Here is a 19,402-nt window from a genome sequence, read left to right on the forward strand (position 1 = left end):
CGAGCCGTGTTCGAGCCCGTAACGGTGTGTCAGGGGGGCCTCATCGTCAGTAAGCCCGGGTCGTTCGGTCGTTGGGTCGTTGGGAACGCGCAGAGTGGTGCGCGCGGTGCACGGTGCCCCGACGGGTTCGAACGTGGCCGGAACCGGGCCGGGGTGGCACGGTGACGGTCGGGTCGGCGTCGCTGCCGCCTGGCCTGCCGCGGATCCCGCGGGACACCCAGATCAGCGAGCACGTGCTGAACACGCTTGCCGGCGAGCATCCTCTGACGGTCCTTCGCGGTCCGCGCGGCTACGGGAAGACCAGTGCCATCGTGACGTGGCTGCGGAGCGAGGGCCATCGGCACCCCACCGTCTACGTCACGTTGAGCACCGCGAGCAACGAGCTGGCCGGGTTCTGGGCGGAGCTGCGGTCCGGGCTCGAACGGGCGGACCTGCTGGGCGCCCCGGCGTCGGACTCCGACGCGCACGCGGACGTGACCGGACTACTCGCGGAGCGGCACGAGCCGCTGGTGCTGATCATCGACGACTTCCACGAGGCCGGTCTGAAGCATGGCGCCGCGACGATCGATGACGAGATGGTCGACCTCGTCCGCCAGAACGATCAGTTGTTCCTCGTGGTGGGTTCGCGCACGCTGCGTGCGCTGGAGACGACGGGCGCACTCTCTGTCGAGGCGGCGATGATCGGACCGGCCGACCTGCGGATGACCGGACCTCAGGTACACGATCTGGCGACTCGTCTCGGGCTCACGATCACGATGGACGAGGCCCAACAGATCGCCGTCGACCTGGGTGGCTGGCCGTCCGCGATCCGGGCCGGCCTGATGCGCGCCGTCTCCGGCGTCGATGGCGATGGCGATGGCGGGACGCTGGTCGACGGGAGTCTGGTCGACGGCTACATCGCCACCATGGTTCGGGATCTACGCTTCGAGAACGTGCGCTCGTTCCTGCTGCGCACCGCGATCCCGGAGCAGTTCGACATCGAGATGGCCAGGGCGATCGCCCCGGAGGGCAACACGGTCCGGATCCTGCGGAACGTGCGCGCGGCCGGCCTGCTCAGCGAGCGGCACACGGTCGAGGGGCAGATGTACTCCTACGCACCGGCCATCCGCAACGCGCTGATCCGGGTGATGCGGGAGTCGCGGCCCGAGCTCTTCCGCGAGGTGCATCTGGCACTGATGAACCTCTCGGCCGCCAACAGGGACCCGGGCGAGACCCTGACGCACGCCGTCCACGCAGCCCAGTGGACGACCGCCATGGATGTCATCGAGCGGCAGTGGGCACGGCTGCTCACCCACCAGCCGCTCACCCTGATCGCTGCGGCCCGGATGTTCCCTGACAACCTGGTGGCCGCCAACGCCAGACTTCGCGTTGCGGTCGACTACGTGGAGGGGGCGCTCGACCCGCACGCCCCCGACTCCAGCATCTGGGCGGTCCCGGACTACACCGCGATCAACTCGATCATCGAAGAGGACCGCTCGGGAACGGGCGACCCCGAGCGGGACGAGAGCCTGGTCCTGCTGCAATGGGGGATCTCGAGCCTGCTCGGCGGCAACCTGGACACCTCCGTATACGCGTTCAGCCGCGCACGCGAGCGCGGCCTGATCACGCCGTCCGACGCAGGGGCTCTGCAGATGGGCACGGTAGGCCTCGCGCTGGTGCACGCGCTGAACGGCGAGCCGGACCTCGCCCTGCGCTGGCTGGAGGACTCCACGCTGCAGGACCGGATTCAGCACGCGCAACCGGAGGACGCACGGGACATCGCACTCGTCGCGGCCAGCATCGCGCGGGCGCTCGCCATGGTCGATGCCGCTCATCCGGGTGCCGACGAGGCCGTGGCCACCATGATCGAGCCCAGGCACCGGGACGAGCTCTGGGCGCTGACCGTGTTCATTCGAGCCCACCACGCAGTGCTGGAGGGCACCCCGGACCGGATCTTCCGGCAGACGAACCACCTGCGCGCTGCCCTACGTCACATCGCCCGCGGGAGCCTCGTCGAGGCGGTTCTGAGTTCGACCCTCGTGGAACTCCTCCTGGTCGCCCAGATGCCGGGGGTGGCGCGCGAGGTCGCGGATCGGTACGACGGCAACCCGGTGGCCTGGGCGGCGGTCGCCAAGGTGCACCTGACCGACCGGACCTTCGGCGAGGCGATCTCCTACGCCACGAAGTCGCTCGACTCGGGCGGCTCTCGGCGGGCCGCGGTGGAGTGTCAGGTGATCCTGGCCAGTGCCCACCACGCACTCGGCAACCTCACCGAGGCCCGGCGTGCCTTCGCTACCGCGGTCCGGCTGGCGCAGGCGACCGGTCAGCGGAGACCGTTCTTCCTGATGCAGCGATACGTCTTCGAGACCCTCGCCGGTGACGACGCCAGGATCCACCAGCTGTGGCCCGGCGCCGAAGGTGCTCCGGTGCAGCAGCCGGCCCCGTTGGCCGATGAGATGCAGACGTTGACGATGCGAGAGGCACAGGTGCTGCGCGCGCTCGAGGTTCACGCCGGGCCGGTCGGGATCGCCCACGATCTCGGTCTGTCGGTGAACACCGTGAAGACACACCTGCGGACGATCTACAAGAAGTTCGGTGTCTCGAACCGGAACGAGGCGCTCGCCGCGGCCGAGCGGGGCATCCATCAGGCCTGAATCGCTGGTGATTCCCCCAGCGCCGAGCAGTCCGAACCGGCACGAAGGTGGACGCAGCGGCACCAAGTTCGTGTGATTCGATGCCCAGTCGGTCGCTGGAAGGCCGACGCGTGGGCGCGGAGACGAGCATGATGGGGGACGAGTTCGAGGTCGCGGCGCTCGGTGTGCCGATGTCATCGTGACCGGGGAGGAGCGGACCATGGGCGTGGTGAGCCCCGGTGCAGGCGACGGCTTCGGCATGCCGCGCGTCCCGATCGGGTTCGTGCCGGCGCCCGAGGTGCGTCGTGCGCTGGGCTCGGTGCCCTCACTCGTGGTGTTCCGCAGCCCACGCGGGTGGGGCAAGACCAGCACGGCCTCGTACTGGCTGCGCCAGCACGGCTCCGGGTACGACCGGATCTGGATCAACGTGCCGAGCCGGGAGGTCGGGCGCGAAGAGTTCTGGCGAATCGTCCACCGACGCATCAGGGACGCCGGTCTCGGAGACCTGGCCGGTTCCGACACCTGGGACGACGTCCACCGCAGGATCTACGAGCGAGCCCGCCACCTGGTCCTCGCGATCGACGGTCTGCACCACGTCACCGAACCCGGGGTCGACGAGGAACTCCTGGCGCTGGTCAACGAGAACGAGTCGTTCCACCTGTTCGTGATGATGCGTGACGAGCGACCGATCGAGACCCTCGCGAAGATCACCGCGGACGGCGTCGTGTTCCGCGTCGCGCAGCTGACGCTCGGGACGGCGGAGGTGGCCGACCTGGCCGAGGCGGCCGACCTGCCTGTCAGTATCGCGGAGGCACAGCGGCTGCGGACCGAGCTCGGCGGCTGGCCGGCTCTCGTGCGGGCCGTCCTGCTCGAGTCGACCCGCGGCGCGGACGGCGAGCTGCGGGTCGACTGGTCCGCCGTCGAGAAATACACCCGGCTGGTGCTGTCCGATCCCGACGTGGCGGCGACCGCCCCGTTCGTGATGGCGATCGCGGTCCCGCGTGAGTTCACCGAGGACGTCGCCGCACACGTCCTCGGCCGGGCGGTGGCGGACCGTGCCTTCGGCTACCTGACCGGATCCGGTCTGCTCACGAGATCGGCGGCGACCGGACCGCCGTCCTACCACTACTCGAGCGTCGTGCGTCTTGCCATCCTGCGTGTGTACGCCGAGAGCGATCCCGAGGGCTATCAGCGGGCCAACCGGGAGATGGCCGCGTGGTACCGCGAACGCGGCGTGGCCGACGCCGCCCTGGAACATGCGGTCCGGGCGGAGGACTGGCCCTCGACCGCGTCCATCATCGAGGCGTACTGGGTCGAACTCGTCTCGGGCCACCCCGACCAGGTCCGCGACGCGCTCGGGCGGCTTCCGGCTGCACTGGTCCGGGGGAGTGCACGCCTGCTGGTCGCCCGCGACTACATCCTCAACGTGGACACCTCCGAGCGCTCGGTGTCCGCCCTTCGGGCGGGCCTGCTCGATGTCGATTCCGACCTGGGACGCACCGGGGAGCTGCGGCTCTCGCTCGGACAGGTCCTCTCACTCCGGTCCACGGGCCAGTACGAGGTCGCCCGCGAGATCGTCGAGCGGCAACGCGTCGACCTGCTCACCGCGGACGGGGCCTGGACCGAGGACGTCCTGTCCGAGATGCCCGAACTGCTCCTGCAGTGGAGTATCACGAGACTCTTCGGCGCGGACACGGTTGGCGCCGCGTACGCGTTCCGGGAGGCCTACCGCTGGGCCGGGGAGCGCGGGCTGACCCCGGCCAAGCGGGAGGCGGGCGCAGGGTTGGCGCTCTCGCTGGCCATCCTCGGGCACACCCTCGGGGCGCAGCGGTGGTTGACGCGCGTGGCCGGCCTCCCGCTGTCCGACGAGGCGGAGCCGAGCACGCTCGAGCACCTGAGCGTGCGGTTCGTGCACGAGATCATCGATCTGGACTCGCTTCGTCTCGAGGTCGGCCCCCAGTGGCGCGAGCCGAGGCTTCCGGTGGCCCTCGCGGATCTGCGGGCGATCGCGCTTCAGTTGCATGCGAGCCGGTCCATGCACTCCGGGAGCCGGTTCGACTCCATCGGCATGTTGGAGAGCTATCGGCAGCAGTTGCGCGAGCAGGGCAAGGGACCCGGTCTCGCGGACAACGTGGTCGTGACCTCACTGGTGGACCTGCTGGTCCAGACCGGTCAGGCGGACCGTGCCCGGGCGATGCTCACCGAGGCCGATCCCAACAGCGCCTGGCAGCGTCTGGCCCACGCCCGGCACTCGCTCTACGCAGGCGAGTTCGAGGAGGCGATCGCGTTCACCGACAACGCGGTCGCCCAGGCCGGCGTCCGGCCCCGGACCTCCCTGCACCTGGCACTGCTGCGCGCGAGCGCATCGCACCGGGCCGGTCTGGCCGATCAGGCCGCGGACGCCCTGCACCTGGCGATCGCCGTGGCCGAGCAGAGCGGGCAGTTGCGACCGTTCCTCATGGTGCCGCGCGCAGACCTGGAGGAGATCGGTGCGTCGATGCCCCAGGCCGCGGAGTTCCTCTACCGCCCGGAACTCGTCGACGCCCCGGAGCTCTTCCCCGCCCCGCACGAGGCGATCCGGCTCAGCGAGCGAGAACTGCGGGTGCTCACCGAGATCGCGCCAGGGCTGTCCCTCTCCCACGCGGCCCGGCGGCTGTACGTCTCCGAGAACACGATCAAGACCCAGATGCGCAACATCTACCGCAAGCTCGGCGTGCACACTCGCGAGGACGCCATCGATCGCGCCCGCGAACTCGGTCTCCTGCCGCCACTGGTGGACCTGGACCGGTCGACTGACGCAGGGTGAGCCGTCACCCGGCGTCGGCCTGACCCCCTCCGGGCGACAGCCGCCGGGTGCCCTGACCCGCAAGGGCCGGCTACGCGGCACCGGTTCGTTGCGCGCCCACCCGGACCTCTGCGGACGATGTCCGCGGCGCCACCCTCACCCTTCACCCTTGGTCACACCCGCAGCCACGGCATCGCGCGGCCACCGAATCACCAGGCGATCACCACGCCAGGTGTACGCGCAGCCTCGTCGGATCTGGTCATCTGGTCTGGATCCAACCTCCGCGTCCCTGGTGACGGCGACGCGGTCGTGCGGATCGCGAGTGGCCGGCTCGGCCACCGCCTCAGACGCGGCCGCTGTTCCGCTCCCCCGGAACGGCGCCGCAACCCACAGGGGCCTCGACCGTCTCCCCCACGGCCGGGGCCCCTGTGCTGTCCCGGTCCGGGCGACGGTCGTCCTCCCTCACCCTCTGCGGGTCCCGGTTCACCCTGACCGGATCACCTGCCCTTCATCACCCGCGGCCATTGGTAGCGGCTCCGAGATCTGGTCGGATAGGTGGTGTTCGGCCCGGTAGACCGGTCCGGACCCGCCCGACGCGACTCCAAGCGCGGACCGGCGGTAACGAGTAGGGGCCCCGGTCGTTTCCCCCACGGCCGGGGCTCCTGCTTCGTGTCAGGCTCCGAACGGTCGTCGACGACGGTACCGACCTGGCGCCGGGTGTGAGCCAGACCGCAGCCCGGGCGGGTCCGCGCGGTTACCGGAAACGGCAGCGATGCCGTACGATGGACCGTTGGGCGTGGCATGTTCGCGGTACCCCCGCGGGCAGGGTGTCACGCTCGTTCGGACCAGCAGGTCGGCACGCACGTCGGCATGCACAGCACAGCAGTTAGCGGAGGACATGGCAAAGAAGGACGGTGTCATCGAGATCGAGGGCAACGTGGTCGAGGCGCTGCCGAACGCGATGTTTCGCGTGGAGCTCACCAACGGTCACAAGGTTCTCGCTCACATCTCGGGCAAGATGAGGCAGCACTACATCCGGATCCTCCCCGAGGACCGGGTCGTGGTCGAACTCAGCCCGTATGACCTGTCCCGCGGGCGCATCGTCTACCGCTACAAGTAACCCCCCTCTCGATCAAGCCGTCGCGAGCAAACCCCACGGGGCGTTGTTCCCGCGCGCGGCGGCAAAGGAAGAGCCATGAAGGTCAAGCCGAGCGTCAAGAAGATCTGCGACAAGTGCAAGGTGATCCGCCGTAACGGAAGCGTGCGCGTCATCTGCGACAACCCGCGGCACAAGCAGCGCCAGGGCTGAACCCCTGACGCGTCCGGCGCACCCGACCAGGGTGACGCCACCAGCGCATCATCAGCTCCGCCATCGTCCATGAGGGCGTACGCGGCGCAACCCCCGGTCGGAGGCCGGGGCCCGGAACACCGGGACGATGGTGCGGCAGACCTCCGATACTCACAGGAGTGAGAAGAAGTTGGCACGAATCGTCGGCGTCGACCTCCCCCGCGAAAAGCGGCTAGAGGTTGCGCTCACCTACATCTTCGGCGTCGGGCGTACCCGGGCAGCCGAGACCCTGACCTCCACCGGCCTGAGCCCCGACCTGCGGGTCAAGGACCTCACCGACAACGAGATCGTCGCGCTGCGTGACTTCCTCGAGGGCAACTACAAGCTCGAGGGTGACCTCCGCCGCGAGATCGCCGCGGACATCCGCCGCAAGGTCGAGATCGGTTGCTACCAGGGTCTGCGGCACCGCCGCGGCCTGCCCGTGCACGGGCAGCGCACCAAGACGAACGCCCGTACCCGTAAGGGTCCGAAGCGCACCGTGGCCGGTAAGAAGAAGGCTGCCCGCTAGCAGTAGTCCGTCGACCGGCACACCGCCGGTCCGGATCGACGACCTCACCGAAGAAGAAGGAAACCCAGAATGCCTCCCAAGACTCGCCAGGCAGCCGGCGTGCGCAAGCCGCGCCGCAAGGAGAAGAAGAACGTCTCCGCGGGCAATGCCTACATCAAGTCCACGTTCAACAACACGATCGTCTCGATCACCGACCCCTCGGGCGCGGTCATCTCCTGGGCCTCCTCCGGCCAGGTCGGCTTCAAGGGGTCGCGCAAGTCCACCCCGTTCGCCGCTCAGCTCGCCGCCGAGGCCGCTGCCCGCAAGGCGCAGGAGCACGGGATGAAGAAGGTCGACGTGTTCGTCAAGGGTCCGGGTTCGGGCCGCGAGACCGCGATCCGCTCCCTGCAGGCCACCGGCCTCGAGGTCGGCTCCATCCAGGACGTGACGCCGCAGGCGCACAACGGGTGCCGGCCGCCCAAGCGCCGCCGCGTCTGACCTCGGACCTCGGGACCGGGCCGCGGCGGTGACCACCGCCGGGCCCGATCCCGGACCGCGCACCACCGCAGTACCGTACGACCCCCTCGACCGGACCGATGGGCGGGGGGCTTTGCATGGCGTCATATGGCGGACGCCTGCCGAAAGGACATCTCCGTGCTCATCGCACAGCGCCCCACCCTGACCGAGGAAGTTGTCGACGACTACCGCTCGCGGTTCGTCATCGAGCCTCTCGAGCCGGGCTTCGGGTACACCCTCGGTAACTCCCTGCGTCGGACCCTGCTCTCCTCCATCCCGGGGGCTGCGGTCACGAGCATCCGGATCGACAGCGTGCTCCACGAGTTCTCGACGATCACCGGTGTCAAGGAGGACGTCACCGAGATCATCCTGAACATCAAGAACATCGTGGTCTCCTCGGAGAACGACGAGCCCGTCGTGATGTACCTGCGCAAGCAGGGTCCTGGCACCGTCACCGCGGCAGACATCACCCCGCCGGCCGGCGTCGAGATCCACAACCCGGACCTGCACATCGCGACCATCAACGCCAAGGGCAAGCTCGAGATCGAGCTCACCGTCGAGCGTGGCCGCGGATACGTCTCGGCCGCGCAGAACAAGAACTTCGACGCCGAGATCGGGCGCATCCCGGTCGACTCGATCTACTCCCCGGTGCTCAAGGTCACCTACAAGGTCGAGGCCACCCGTGTGGAACAGCGCACGGACTTCGACAAGCTGATCGTCGACGTCGAGACGAAGCGCTCGATGGCACCGCGCGACGCGCTCGCCTCCTCGGGCAAGACCCTCGTCGAGCTGTTCGGCCTCGCCCGCGAGCTGAACACCGAGGCCGAGGGCATCGAGATCGGCCCGTCCCCGACGGACGCCGCCGTCGCGGAGGACCTGGCCCGTCCGATCGAGCAGCTGGATCTGACCATCCGGTCCTACAACTGCCTCAAGCGCGAGGGCATCCACACGGTGGGTGAACTCGTGGCGCGCAGCGAGGCGGACCTGCTGGACATCCGCAACTTCGGTGCGAAGTCGATCACCGAGGTCAAGGAGAAGCTGGTCGGCCTGGGCCTCTCGCTCAAGGACAGCCCCGCGGACTTCGACCCGACGCTCGTCGCGAACGCCTACGACGACGGCGACGATTTCGACGCCTACAACTGACCTGCCGGTCTTTCCATCTCGTTAGGAACTGAGGAAACATCATGCCCAAGCCCACTAAGGGTCCTCGTCTCGGTGGCGGACCGGCGCACGAGCGGCTGATCCTGGCCAACCTGGCCCAGTCGCTGTTCGAGCACCAGAGCATCACGACCACCGAGGCCAAGGCGAAGCGTCTTCGCCCGCTCGCCGAGCGCCTGATCACCAAGGCCAAGCGCGGCGACCTGCACGCCCGCCGTCAGGTCCTGGCCGTGCTCTCCCGCAAGGACGTGGTGCACACGCTGTTCGCCGACATCGCCCCGGCGATGGCCGAGCGCGAGGGTGGCTACACCCGGATCACGAAGATTGCCCCCCGAAAGGGCGACAACGCCCCCATGGCGGTCATCGAGCTCGTGACGGAGCCGGTCAGCCCGAAGCAGGCCACGGTCCGCGAGGCAGAGGCAGCCACGAAGCGGGACGTCAAGGAGAAGGCCGCCGAGGCAGCGGCCGTCGAGGCGACCACGGACGAGTCTGACGACGTCGAGGACGTCGACAGCGACGCCGTCGCCGAGGACGCCGCGACCGACGAGGCCGCGACCGACGAGGCCGAGGCCGTCGCGGCCGACGCCGACGAGGAGGCTGCGGACGCCGACGAGGCCGACGCTGCTGACGACGAGGCTCCGGCCGAGAAGTAGAACCTCCTCTTCGGAGGACTGAGACACCTGTCGCGGCACGACCTGCCGCGTCCGTCTCACCGAGGGGCCCGCCGGCCAGGATGATCTCCTGGTGGCGGGCCCCTCGCCTTTCGCCCAGCGGTGCCTGGCGCCGCCGCGAGGTCCGATCAGTCCTTGCCCCCCACCTCGGCGAGCCGCGCATCCCCAGCGCCGCGTACCCTGGATCGATGAGTACCCCCTCGATCATCCTCGTGCACGGCATCCGGACCTCGGCCACCATGTGGCGCGGCCAGATCGAGTTGCACGAGGCCGCCGGGCGCCGGGTCGTCGCGGTCGACCTGCCCGCACACGGGACGCGGATGGACGAACCGTTCACGCTCGCCGGCGCCCGGGCCGCGATCGACGAGGCGGTCGCGGAACTGCCGGGACCGCATGTGGTGGTCGGCCTGTCGATGGGCGGTTACATCGCGTTGCACTGGGCGGCTCGAGCGGAGCAGCCGCCGGCGGCCATCCTCGCGGCGTCGTGCTGCACCCAGCCGAGCGGCGCCGCGCTGGCGGGCTACCGGGCGGTCGCGGGCGCGATCGAGGCGCTACCCGACCAGGGCCGGTTCCTCGGGAACACCATGGCCAGGCTGACCCTCTCCCCGGACGCGGCCCGGGACGTCAACGCCGGTGGTGTGCCGTGGGGCGTGATGGGCCAGGCCCTGACCGCGATGAACGAGGTGGACACGCTCGCCGACCTGGCCACCATCGAGGCACCGATCTGGTTCGTCAACGGTGCCTGGGACCACTTCCGCACCCAGGAGCGCCGATTCCTGGCCGCCGCGCAGTACGCGCAACTGTGCGTCGTCCCCGGCGCCGGGCACCTGGTCAGCCTCGACCGGCCAGAAGCGTTCGCGCGGCTGACCGGGCTGCTGGTGGAACGGACCCGGCTCGTCACCGTGTGAGGCGAAGGTCTGCTCACTCGGTCCGGAGCGACCAGGCCCGCACCCCACCGATGATGCCGGCGCTGTTGGGCACGATCACGACGTCGTCGCCCAGCTTCTCGAGCACTGTCGCGGTCAGCCGACGTGAGTTCCCGCCGCCGATGTAGAGCCGGTCCCAGAGGTAGACGGGACGCAGCGCGTCCACGACCCGACGGATCCGCCGAGACCACTGCGAGTCGCCGAGCCTGAGTCGCTCGTGCTCACCGACGTACTCGTCGTAGGTGAGGCCCCATCGGACCGGCCCCTGCGAAAGCTCCTGGTGCGGGGCGAGCATGCCGCCGTCGAACACGGCGTTGCCGAGGCCGGTACCGAACGTGAGCATCAGCTCCAGGCCGGCACCGGCGATCACCCCGGCGCCGTGGACCTCCGCGTCGTTGAGGACGAGGGCCGGCAGGTCGAACTCACCGCTGATCGCGGCCCTCATGTCGAACCCCGACCAGGCGGTGACGAGCTCGGGCAGGACTCGGGTCCGCGGACCGGCCTTGGTGACGTAGTGCGGCGTGTGGACCACCACGCCGTGCCGGATCATCCCGGGCATGCCGACCGTCACCCGGCCGGCCGGGGGGAGCCGGCCCGCGAGGTCCGCGATCAGCGAGAGGAGACGCTCCGGCGGCAACGGGTAGGGCGTGGCCGCCCGGACCGGTTGGGCGTGCATGGTCCCGGCGGCGTCGAGCACCGACGCCTTGATGCCGCCTCCGCCACAATCGACCGCCAGCGTCGCTGGTGTGTCCTGCACGAGCGTGACTCTACCTGCGCCCCGGTCGTGATGGACTTGGGGCGTGTCCCCAGACAGCGACGCCCAGAACCCGCCGGACCGCGACACCGCGCCGGCGCCCGAGCCGAGCCCCGCCGGCGGCGAGCGACCCGCACCGGCGAGCGACGCCGTCGTACGCGTGCGGCTCGACGTCGCCTACGACGGGACCGACCTCGCCGGCTGGGCCATCCAGCCCGGCCAGCGGACCGTCCAGGGTGACATCGAAGCCGCTCTCGCCCGGGTGCTACGGCTGCCGGAGCCCCCTCGGCTGACGGTCGCCGGCCGGACCGACGCCGGCGTGCACGCCCGCGGTCAGGTGGCACACGTCGATCTGCCCCGGGGCGCCTGGGAGGCGACCCCCGGACGCAGCGACCGCACCTCCGGCGTGGCGCTCGCGCGCAGGCTGATGGCCGTGCTCGCGCCGGACATCGTGGTGCGGTCCGTCACGCCTGCCCCGGACGGCTTCGACGCCAGATTCTCGGCGATCTGGCGTCGCTACTGCTACCGCCTGGCCGACCGGATCGGCGACCGGGATCCGCTGTCCCGCACCGGCGTGACCTGGTACAAGCGCGAACTCGACGTCGATGCGATGGATGCGGCGGCGCGCGCCCTGGTCGGCGAACACGACTTCGCGGCCTACTGCAAGCCCCGCAGGGGGGCCACGACCATCCGGACGCTGCAGGAGTTCCGGTGGCACCGGGACCGCGAGTCCGGGCTCATCGAGGCCCGTGTGCGCGCCGATGCGTTCTGCCACTCGATGGTGCGGGCGCTGGTGGGCGGGTGCCTGGTCGTGGGGGAGGGGCGCGCCGAGCCGGACTGGCCCGCGCTGATCCTCGCCGCGGCCCGCCGCGATCCGCGGGTCACGGTCGCCCCGGCGCGCGGGCTCACCCTTGAGGAGGTCGCCTACCCGCCCGACGGCGAACTCGCCGAGCGTGCGCGCGTCGCCCGGGCAGTCCGCACCCTGCCGAAGCGGCCCTCCGGGCCGGTCTGACCGTCACGGTCAGGGCGACGGCGCCGGGTCAGGCCCCGTCGTCGTCCTCGTCGTCGCGGTCCGGGCGGTCCTGGTCCGGCAGACCATCCTCGTCGCCGCGCACGTAGGCGACCACGCCCTCGGGATCGTCCTCGCCGTCGCCATCCTCGTCCTCGCCGACCACGATGTGCATCGCAGCCTCCTCGGCCGAGGCGGCGCCGCCGGCGACGCCCGCGTCCCGGCCCCAGCCGTCCTGCTCGCGGGCACCGTCCCGGACGTCCTCGAGCCGGCCCGCCCGGTCGGCCTGCCGGTACTCGGTCGCGCCGCGCTCCTGCCACGCCTCCGGTCGCTCCTGGGCGAGCTGCTGGTCGTGGCTCTCTCCGCGGGACTCCTCGTAGGCCGTCTCGCCCCAGTGATTGTTCCGATCGCGCTCCGGCGGTGAGTAGCCCTCGTCGAGCAGGTCGTCCACCGCTCGCGACTCGAGCGTGTCCTCACGCGCCAACTGATCGTTGTCACCCTCGCCGGGCAGCTCGGGATCTGTGCTGGTGCCTGGGGTCTCCTCGGTTCCGCTCATACCCTCAGACTGGCACTTCCGGCCCGAGCGCGCACCAGATCCCGTGCGGACCGACGCCCGCTCCCCACGTTGTCCCCCGCCGGATCCGGCTCGCCCGCCTCGTCGGAGGCCGAATCAGGTTGGCTGACCCGAGGCCAGGGCAGCATGCTGGGTCCGTGGCACACCTCGAACTGGCCGGGATCGGCTTCAGTCTCCCGGACGGCCGGGTCCTGCTCGATGACGTCTCGCTGCGCGTCGGCGAGGGCGCCCGGATGGCGCTCATCGGGCCGAACGGGGCCGGCAAGTCGACCCTCCTGCGGATCGCGACCGGACGATCGGCACCGCACGCAGGCACCGTGACCCACTCCGGATCACTCGCGGTCATGGACCAGTGGGTCGGTCGCGCCTCGGACGAGCGCACCGTGCGCGACCTGCTCGTCGAGCACGCCCCGCCGGCTCCTGCTGCCGTCGCACGGCGCATCGAGGCCGCCGAGGAGGCGATGATGCTCGCCGACGACGAGCCCACGCAGCTCGCCTACGCGCAGGCGCTCGCCGACTGGGCCGATGTTGGTGGTTACCAGCTTGAGGCGGAGTGGGACGAGATCTGCATGTCCGTGCTCGCCCAGCCCTACGACCGTGCGCAGTGGCGGCGCGCGGACAGCCTCTCCGGCGGTGAGGCGAAGCGTGTCGTACTGACCGCGCTGCTCCGCGGGCCGGCCGACATCCTGGTCCTCGACGAGCCGGACAACTCCCTCGACGTGCCCGCCAAACGGTGGCTCGAGGAGGGGTTGCGGGTCAGCGGCAAGTCCGTCCTCTTCATCAGCCACGACCGGGAACTCCTGGCCGCGACCGCCACGCAGATCGTGACGCTTGAGCCGGCCGGCACCGGTTCCACGGCATGGATCCACGGTGGCGGCTTCGCGAACTACACCCAGGCGCGCAACGACCGGATGGCACGGTTGGAGGACCTGCGCCGTCGATGGGACGAGGAGCATCAGAAGTTGCGCGCCCAGATGCTCATGTACAAGCAGAAGGCGTCCTACAACGCCGACATGGCCTCGCGCTACCAGGCCGCCCGGACGAGACTCGAGAAGTTCGAGCAGGCGGGCCCACCGCAGGAGGTCACCCGGGACCAGCACGTGACGATGCGGCTCACCGGCGGCCGTACGGCAAAGCGGGCGGTGGTGTGCACCGGGCTCGCCTTGGACGGGCTCACGGAGCCCTTCGACCTCGAGATCTGGTTCGGTGAGCGTGTCGCAGTGCTCGGCGCGAACGGCACCGGCAAGTCCCACTTGTTACGGCTGCTGGCCGGCGGCGGCACCGACCCGGATGTGGAGCACAGACCGGTCACCGACGTGCTGCCCGCCCCGGTCGCGCACACCGGGCGCGCAGTCCTCGGCTCCCGGGTGCTGCCGGGCTGGTTCACGCAACAGGCGCTCCCGCCGGCGCTCGTCGGCCGCACCCTCGTGGAGATCCTCGGGCGTGGAGAGGGACGCAGGCACGGCATCCCGCGGGAGCAGGCCGGCCGGGTCCTGGACCGGTACGAGCTGGCCGCCGCCGCCGAGCAGAGGGTGGAGACGCTGTCCGGCGGGCAGGTCGCCAGGCTGCAGATCCTCCTGCTCGAGCTCGCCGGCGCGACCCTGCTGCTGCTCGACGAACCGACCGACAACCTGGACCTGCATTCCGCGCAGGCGCTGGAGGCGGGCTTGACCGCGTTCGAGGGGACGGTCATCGCGGTGACCCACGACCGATGGTTCACCCGGACCTTCGACAGGTTCCTGCAGGTGCGGGCCGACGGGCGGGTGCTGGAGACCGATGAACCGGTATGGTCCGATGACGGAGCGCTCCGGCGCCGCTGAGGTAGTCCCGTCCGCGGCAGCGGCGTGACGAACGTCGCTCCGGCCGTGACCCATCTCGCTTTGACCGTGACGCCAGGCTCGGAGTACTCTGTGGAGTCGTTGTGCGTCCGCGTTCGCTGGTCGGTGCCTCCCACTCACCGCATCGCGCGTGATGATGACGCTCACCAACCACCGAAGTGACCATCCGGTCCACTGTGTGTCCGCGCCCCGCGAGGGGCCGAGGGGGCAGGCAGCGTGCCGCAAGCAGACCAGCAGAGAAACGAAGGCTACGACCGTGCGTACGTACACCCCCAAGGCAGGCGAGACCGAGCGTAATTGGTACGTCATTGACGCTGCCGACGTCGTCCTCGGCCGTCTGGCCACCCAGGTCGCCACCTTGCTCCGGGGCAAGCACAAGGCCACCTTCGCCCCGCACGTCGACGGCGGCGACTTCGTCATCGTCATCAACGCGGAGAAGATCGCGCTGACCGGTGCGAAGCGGGAGAACAAGCTCGCCTACCGCCACTCCGGTTACCCGGGTGGTCTGCGGGCGACGAACTACGCCGAGCTGCTTGAGAAGCACCCCGAGCGGGCCGTCGAGATGGCCGTCCGGGGCATGATCCCCAAGACCCGCCTGGGCCGCGCCCAGATGCGCAAGCTGAAGGTCTACGCCGGCGCGGAGCACCCGCACTCGGCGCAGCAGCCCACGACCTTCGAGATCACCCAGGTCGCGCAGTAGCGCCACCCGCGCTCACTGCCGCGAACAAGAACTTAGGAGAATCGTGTCCGAGACCATCACCGAGATCGACGAACTCGAGGGCGAAGCCCCCTCGTCGTACACCACCGAGACCACCGCTGCCGAGACCACCGGCGCCGGCCGATCGCTGACCGCCCCCGGCGCCGCCCTCGGCCGCCGCAAGGAGGCCATCGCCCGCGTGCGACTGGTGCCCGGCACCGGGACCTGGAAGGTCAACGGCCGCACCCTCGAGGAGTACTTCCCGAACAAGCTCCACCAGCAGCTGGTGGGTGCACCGTTCACGCTGCTCGACCTCACCGGCCGCTTCGACGTCGTCGCGCGCATCACGGGCGGCGGGGTCTCCGGCCAGGCCGGCGCGCTGCGTCTGGCCATCGCGCGGGCGCTGAACGAGATCGACGGCGAGTCCAACCGCGCCACGCTCAAGCGGGCGGGCTTCCTCACCCGCGACTCCCGAGTCACCGAGCGCAAGAAGGCCGGTCTCAAGAAGGCCCGTAAGGCGCCCCAGTACTCCAAGCGCTGATCGGCGCAGCACTACCATCGGCCCCGAACGACCCCTGTGGTCCGTTCGGGGCCGATGTCATGTCGCCCCACGGGCGCGGCGTTGGTCGCAGAGAGAGGCACAGCCATGGCACGACTTTTCGGCACCGACGGGGTGCGGGGACTTGCGAACCGGGAGGTGACCGCCGAACTCGCGCTGCAGCTGGGCACCGCCGCCGCGCACGTGCTGGGAGAGCGCGGCACGTTCGCCGACCGCCGCCCGCACGCGATCGTCGGCCGTGACCCACGTGTCTCCGGCCAGTTCCTCTCCGCAGCCGTGATCGCCGGCCTGGCCAGCGCCGGGGTGGACACCGAGGATCTCGGGGTGCTCCCGACACCGGCCGTCGCCTACCTGACCGCCGCCGAGAACGCGGACCTCGCCGTCATGATCTCGGCATCGCACAACCCGATGGCGGACAACGGCATCAAGTTCTTCGCGCGCGGTGGTGTCAAGCTCGACGATGCTGTCGAGGACGCCATCGAGGCTCAGCTCGGCAGCGACTGGGTACTGCCCATCGGCGCCGATGTCGGCCGCATCACGCTCGACCGGGGCCTGGGCGGTGACCGGTACGTGCAGCACCTGCTGAGCACGATCGGCCACGACCTCGCGGGCCTGCGGATCGCGGTCGACTGCGCCAACGGCGCCGCGAGCCAGGTGGGGCCCGACGTGCTCCGTGCCGCGGGAGCCGACGTCGTGGTCATCAACGCCTCACCCGACGGGCGCAACATCAACGAGAAGTGCGGATCGACGCATCCCGAGCAGCTCCAGGCCGCCGTGGTGGCCTCGGAGTCCCATCTCGGAGTCGCCTACGACGGTGACGCCGACCGGTGCCTCGCGGTGGACCACACCGGGGCCCTGGTCGACGGGGACCAGATCATGGGCATACTCGCGTTGGCACTGGCCGAGGAGGGCCGCCTCGCCCACAACACCCTCGTCGTCACCGTGATGAGCAACCTCGGCCTGATCCTGGCGATGCGGAAGGCGGGCATCCGCACCGAGCAGACCGGCGTCGGTGACCGCTACGTGCTCGAGGCCATGCGGGCAGGTGGGTTCAGCCTCGGTGGCGAGCAGTCCGGCCATGTGATCATGTCCGATCACGCGACAACCGGTGACGGCATCCTGACCGGGTTGCACCTCGCCGCCCGGGTGGCGGCCACCGGTCGCACCCTCGCCGACCTCGCCTCGGTGGTCCAGCGACTGCCGCAGGTCCTGATCAACGTGCCCGGCGTGGACAAGGCGCGCGTGAACTCCGATGAGGGTGTCGCGGCTGCGGTCAGCGCCGCCCAGGAGCGGCTCGGCGCTACCGGCCGGGTACTGCTGCGCTCCTCCGGGACGGAGCCCTTGGTCCGTGTGATGGTGGAGGCCGCCGAGCAGGAGCAGGCGGACAGCGAGGCGCGCACGCTCAGCGACGTGGTCCTTGCCCGGCTCGCGCTCGCCTGAGCCGATGACCGGGCCGTCGGGGGCAGTCCACTCGCTGGCGGCGCTGGTGGGGGAGTTGCTCGAACACGCCGACGACGGCGTCCTGCCGATCCTGCGAGCCGGCGACCCCGTCCTTCGGCGCCGGGTCATGCCCTATCGGGATGACCTGGACCGAGGACTGCTGAACGACCTGGTCGCGGCGATGTTCCGCACGATGCACGCGGCCCCGGGGGTTGGTCTCGCGGCACCCCAGATCGGGCTGCCGATCGCGCTCGCCGTCATCGAGGACCCGGGGACCACCGACCCGGCGGTCGCGGACGCGCGGGACCGGCGGCCGTGCCCGCCGATGATCCTGGCCAACCCCACCTACGAACCGGTCGGCACCGACGTCGCCGCGTTCTACGAGGGCTGCCTCTCGATCCCCGGATGGCTGGCCGTCCGACGGCGTTGGCGCACCGTGCGGTTGCGCGCCCAGACTCCCGACGGAGCGCCGATCGACGAGGTCATGCACGGGTGGACCGCGCGGATCGTCCAGCACGAGACCGATCACCTGGCCGGCGAGCTGTACCTCGACCGCGCCGAGCCGAGGTCACTGGCGCACGAGAGCGTGGCCGGCCGCTGGGCCGGGCCCGCGCACCCGATCACTGCCGCCGAGGCACTGGGATTCGATCTCCACGAACCGTGATGTGTTCCGCCCCACATGACCCGGTACCCGACCCGTCCAATGGACCACGGAACCGCTTCCGGAGGGACGCCCCGGGCGACCGGAGCCGCGGAATCCCAACGCTTCGGCGGATACATCGGGACACCGCACCGTTTGGTCGGTGCACCTTCGCACCACACCGCCCTGATTTGACCAGCACCCGCGATCCGCGTAGTGTTACATCTCGTTGCCCCGACAGGGAGGAACGGACACCGCAAGGTGGCCAGTCCCCGGTCAGGCAGCCCCTGGATCCGGTCCGGCCGGCGCGAAGCGCCTGGAAGGCCAGGAGCCGGAACTCAGCCAGATCGGTCACCCGATCGGTGTCGGTGCAGGACGGCCGCCGCTCGATTTGGAAGACAGGGACAGGCTGGGCTAGGGTAGAGAGGTTGCCCCAGCGAGGATCCGATCGGGTCTGGGTTGGTGCGCGTCCGCTCCTTGAGAACTCAACAGTGTGTCATATGATCGATGCCGAATAGTTTGTTTATTTGGTTTGACCAGTTGTGCCAGATGACTGGTCGGGCCGGGTTTTGAATCGGCTTCCATTGCAGCTTTGGTTGTGGTGGGGGTTGCTTCGTAGTGTCGGTGCTTGTGGCTGCCTTTGGGTGGTTGTGGGTGCTGTTATGCATTTACGGAGAGTTTGATCCTGGCTCAGGACGAACGCTGGCGGCGTGCTTAACACATGCAAGTCGAACGGTGAAGAGGGAGCTTGCTTCCTTGGATCAGTGGCGAACGGGTGAGTAACACGTGAGTAACCTGCCCCGAACTCCGGGATAACGCTGGGAAACTGGTGCTAATACTGGATATGAGATGCGCCTGCATGGGTGTGTTTGGAAAGAATTTTGGTTCGGGATGGACTCGCGGCCTATCAGCTTGTTGGTGGGGTAATGGCCCACCAAGGCGACGACGGGTAGCCGGCCTGAGAGGGTGACCGGCCACACTGGGACTGAGACACGGCCCAGACTCCTACGGGAGGCAGCAGTGGGGAATATTGCACAATGGGCGAAAGCCTGATGCAGCGACGCCGCGTGAGGGATGACGGCCTTCGGGTTGTAAACCTCTTTCAGTAGGGAAGAAGCGAAAGTGACGGTACCTGCAGAAGAAGCGCCGGCTAACTACGTGCCAGCAGCCGCGGTAATACGTAGGGCGCAAGCGTTGTCCGGAATTATTGGGCGTAAAGAGCTCGTAGGCGGTTTGTCGCGTCTGCTGTGAAAACGCGAGGCTCAACCTCGCGCCTGCAGTGGGTACGGGCAGACTAGAGTGTGGTAGGGGAGACTGGAATTCCTGGTGTAGCGGTGGAATGCGCAGATATCAGGAGGAACACCGATGGCGAAGGCAGGTCTCTGGGC

At 69.7% G+C, this 19,402-nt stretch carries 17 protein-coding genes and 1 rRNA gene; 16 read left to right on the top strand and 2 right to left on the bottom strand.

Going from position 1 to position 19,402, the window contains the following annotated elements; genetic code table 11:
• The first annotated feature begins 161 nt into the window (after positions 1-161).
• The 9 genes from HALOF300_RS11090 (at position 162) to HALOF300_RS11130 (ending at position 10,485) form a co-directional block, all read left to right on the top strand.
• Positions 162-2,633: a LuxR C-terminal-related transcriptional regulator gene (locus tag HALOF300_RS11090; protein WP_156741006.1), complete on the top strand. Its 2,472-nt coding sequence runs from the start codon at positions 162-164 to the stop codon at positions 2,631-2,633.
• Positions 2,634-2,832: 199 nt separating this feature from the next.
• Positions 2,833-5,418 (top strand): helix-turn-helix transcriptional regulator, encoded by a 2,586-nt coding sequence (locus HALOF300_RS11095; protein WP_156741007.1) that lies wholly within the window; start codon positions 2,833-2,835, stop codon positions 5,416-5,418.
• 877 nt (positions 5,419-6,295) lie between these two features.
• Positions 6,296-6,517, top strand: a complete 222-nt coding sequence (gene infA, locus HALOF300_RS11100; RefSeq protein ID WP_133110087.1) for a translation initiation factor IF-1 — start codon at positions 6,296-6,298, stop codon at positions 6,515-6,517.
• A 75-nt stretch (positions 6,518-6,592) separates the two neighbouring features.
• A complete protein-coding gene (gene rpmJ / locus HALOF300_RS11105; protein ID WP_133110088.1) occupies positions 6,593-6,706 on the top strand; it encodes a 50S ribosomal protein L36 in 114 nt (37 codons plus the stop codon).
• Positions 6,707-6,875: 169 nt separating this feature from the next.
• Positions 6,876-7,253 carry a 30S ribosomal protein S13 gene (gene rpsM, locus HALOF300_RS11110; RefSeq protein ID WP_133110089.1) on the top strand — a complete coding sequence of 126 codons (378 nt, stop codon included), beginning with the start codon at positions 6,876-6,878 and terminating at the stop codon, positions 7,251-7,253.
• Between the two features lie 69 nt (positions 7,254-7,322).
• Positions 7,323-7,730, top strand: coding sequence for a 30S ribosomal protein S11 (gene rpsK / locus HALOF300_RS11115; RefSeq protein ID WP_156741008.1), 408 nt, complete (start codon positions 7,323-7,325; stop codon positions 7,728-7,730).
• A gap of 156 nt (positions 7,731-7,886) precedes the next feature.
• Positions 7,887-8,891 (top strand): DNA-directed RNA polymerase subunit alpha, encoded by a 1,005-nt coding sequence (locus HALOF300_RS11120; protein WP_154792940.1) that lies wholly within the window; start codon positions 7,887-7,889, stop codon positions 8,889-8,891.
• Positions 8,892-8,932: 41 nt separating this feature from the next.
• A complete protein-coding gene (rplQ, locus tag HALOF300_RS11125; RefSeq protein ID WP_156741009.1) occupies positions 8,933-9,559 on the top strand; it encodes a 50S ribosomal protein L17 in 627 nt (208 codons plus the stop codon).
• A 206-nt stretch (positions 9,560-9,765) separates the two neighbouring features.
• A complete protein-coding gene (locus HALOF300_RS11130; protein ID WP_156741010.1) occupies positions 9,766-10,485 on the top strand; it encodes an alpha/beta fold hydrolase in 720 nt (239 codons plus the stop codon).
• A 13-nt stretch (positions 10,486-10,498) separates the two neighbouring features.
• Here the strand turns inward: HALOF300_RS11130 and HALOF300_RS11135 are convergent, their stop codons facing one another.
• Entirely contained in the window at positions 10,499-11,260 is a 762-nt protein-coding gene (locus HALOF300_RS11135; RefSeq protein ID WP_156741011.1) for an ROK family protein, read from the bottom strand.
• A 43-nt stretch (positions 11,261-11,303) separates the two neighbouring features.
• Between HALOF300_RS11135 and truA the strand changes: the two genes are divergently transcribed.
• Positions 11,304-12,269, top strand: coding sequence for a tRNA pseudouridine(38-40) synthase TruA (gene truA / locus HALOF300_RS11140; protein WP_156741012.1), 966 nt, complete (start codon positions 11,304-11,306; stop codon positions 12,267-12,269).
• A gap of 28 nt (positions 12,270-12,297) precedes the next feature.
• Here the strand turns inward: truA and HALOF300_RS11145 are convergent, their stop codons facing one another.
• On the bottom strand, positions 12,298-12,822 hold the full coding sequence (locus HALOF300_RS11145) for a DUF5709 domain-containing protein (RefSeq protein ID WP_231955254.1): 525 nt from the start codon (positions 12,820-12,822) through the stop codon (positions 12,298-12,300).
• A gap of 155 nt (positions 12,823-12,977) precedes the next feature.
• Between HALOF300_RS11145 and HALOF300_RS11150 the strand changes: the two genes are divergently transcribed.
• The 6 genes from HALOF300_RS11150 to HALOF300_RS11175 all read left to right on the top strand — a co-directional run.
• Positions 12,978-14,660: an ABC-F family ATP-binding cassette domain-containing protein gene (locus HALOF300_RS11150; protein WP_156741013.1), complete on the top strand. Its 1,683-nt coding sequence runs from the start codon at positions 12,978-12,980 to the stop codon at positions 14,658-14,660.
• Positions 14,661-14,934: 274 nt separating this feature from the next.
• On the top strand, positions 14,935-15,378 hold the full coding sequence (gene rplM, locus HALOF300_RS11155; protein WP_154792946.1) for a 50S ribosomal protein L13: 444 nt from the start codon (positions 14,935-14,937) through the stop codon (positions 15,376-15,378).
• 43 nt (positions 15,379-15,421) lie between these two features.
• Positions 15,422-15,916, top strand: coding sequence for a 30S ribosomal protein S9 (gene rpsI, locus HALOF300_RS11160; protein WP_156741014.1), 495 nt, complete (start codon positions 15,422-15,424; stop codon positions 15,914-15,916).
• A gap of 105 nt (positions 15,917-16,021) precedes the next feature.
• Complete coding sequence (gene glmM, locus HALOF300_RS11165; protein ID WP_156741015.1) at positions 16,022-17,374, top strand: phosphoglucosamine mutase; 1,353 nt, start codon at positions 16,022-16,024, stop codon at positions 17,372-17,374.
• Between the two features lie 4 nt (positions 17,375-17,378).
• Positions 17,379-18,038, top strand: a complete 660-nt coding sequence (locus HALOF300_RS11170; RefSeq protein WP_156741016.1) for a peptide deformylase — start codon at positions 17,379-17,381, stop codon at positions 18,036-18,038.
• Between the two features lie 643 nt (positions 18,039-18,681).
• Positions 18,682-19,402, top strand: a 16S ribosomal RNA gene (locus HALOF300_RS11175); the annotation flags it as partial.

Origin of the sequence: Occultella aeris (genome assembly GCF_902703175.1) — a bacterium.
Taxonomy (GTDB): domain Bacteria; phylum Actinomycetota; class Actinomycetes; order Actinomycetales; family Beutenbergiaceae; genus Occultella; species Occultella aeris.